The organism is Actinosynnema sp. (assembly GCF_052038725.1).
The window spans coordinates 1-1571 of the sequence record NZ_JBQGCX010000473.1; the positions used below are offsets into that span (position 1 = coordinate 1).

Below are 1571 nucleotides of genomic sequence, written 5' to 3' on the forward strand. Positions count from 1 at the left end.
GATCGGCTACGACGGCCCGATCTCGGTCGAGTGGGAGGACGCCGGCATGGACCGCCTCGTCGGCGCGCCCGAGGCCCTGGAGTTCGTCCGCCGCCTGGCCTTCGACGCCCCGGAGGCGGCGTTCGACGCGGCCTTCGCCACGAAGGAGTAGCACCCGCACCACCACACATGTCCATCTCGGGAAAGGAACCACCACATGTGTTTCGGATTTGACGGCGACCGCGCGCTGCGCGACTCGCTCGCACGCAAGGGCGCCAGCCGCCGCTCCCTCCTCGCAGGGGCGGCGGCCGGCGCCGCGGTGCTCGGCGGGGCTGCGCCCGCCGTGGCCCGCGGGGGCGGCCACGGCGGGCCCGGCTCCAAGCGGGGCGTCCAGCACGACCGCATCTCGATCCAGATGTACTCGCTGCGCGACGCGACCGACGCCACCACGCTGCCGACGATCCTCCACCGTCTCGCGCAGTACGGCTACGAGAAGGTCGAGCTCGCCGGCTACTACGGGCTGACCGCCCGCGAGCTGCGCGCGGCGCTCGACAAGGAGGGTCTCCGCGCCTCCTCCAGCCACGAGGGCATCAGCGCGACGCCGGCCGAGGCCCGGACCAAGTTCCAGAACGCCCGCACGCTCGGCCAGAAGTACGTGGTCGTGCCGTACCTCGCCTCTGAGGCGCTCTCGGACTGGCAGCAGTGGGCCGACCAGATGAACGCGGAGGCGGCGGTCGCCCGCCGCTACGGGCTGCGCTACGGCTACCACAACCACGCGCACGAGTTCACGACCGACCTGGGCGGGGGAGTGACGCCGTGGGAGGTGCTGACCTCGCGGCTGGACCGCAAGCTCGTGCACCTCGAGGTCGACCTCTACTGGGCCTACACCGGTGGCGTGAACTCCGGCGCCGCCGACCCGCTCCGCTTCGCCCAGGACGTGATCCGCACGGCGCCGCAGGCGGTCCGGCAGTTCCACGTGAAGGACCGTTCGGCCACCGACGGCGACATGGCCGACCTCGGCACCGGCGTCATCGACTTCCCGAAGATCTTCCGCAAGCACGTGGTGGAGGAGTACATCGTCGAGAACGACACCCCCGACGTCTCCCCGCTCACCACCGCCGCCGTCGGGCACGCCTACCTGGACCACGTGAAGTTCTAGGTGGTTTCGAGGCTCGCTGCGCTCGCACCTCAACCACCGTCACGGTGGTTGAGGTGCGAGGAGCGCCAGCGACGAGCCTCGAAACCACCACCCTGGGGACGGCGCCGCCGGGAGGTCGGTCGCCGCCGTTAGGGTTCTCCAGTGCCCGAGATCCCGCCCGTGAAGGACCTGCTCGGCTCCGCGGTGGCGGCGCTGGGCGGGCAGGAGCGCGCGGGCCAGGTGGCGATGGCCGAGGCGGTCACGGCGGCCATGGAGGACGGGCACCACCTGCTCGTCCAGGCCGGGACCGGCACCGGCAAGTCGCTGGCCTACCTGGTGCCGGCGCTGCGGCACCGGGAGCGGGTCGTGGTGGCCACGGCGACGCTCGCGCTCCAGCACCAGCTGGTCGAGCGCGACCTGCCGCGGCTGGTCGAGGCGGTCAAGGACAGTGGCG

At 72.2% G+C, this 1571-nt stretch carries 2 protein-coding genes and 1 pseudogene; all 3 read left to right on the forward strand.

What is annotated here, in order from left to right; genetic code table 11:
* Positions 1-151 (forward strand): annotated as a pseudogene (locus tag ACTUAL_RS09565) (sugar phosphate isomerase/epimerase); the annotation flags it as partial.
* 45 nt (positions 152-196) lie between these two features.
* Entirely contained in the window at positions 197-1138 is a 942-nt protein-coding gene (locus ACTUAL_RS09570; RefSeq protein WP_440900007.1) for a sugar phosphate isomerase/epimerase family protein, read from the forward strand.
* 141 nt (positions 1139-1279) lie between these two features.
* On the forward strand, positions 1280-1571 hold a 292-nt coding region (locus ACTUAL_RS09575), incomplete at its 3' end, for a DEAD/DEAH box helicase (protein WP_440900008.1).

Bases quoted from the DNA above. Each gene is read 5' to 3' on its own strand.
- ACTUAL_RS09570 (WP_440900007.1), top strand. From the start codon at position 197: ATGTGTTTCGGATTTGACGGCGACCGCGCGCTGCGCGACTCGCTCGCA.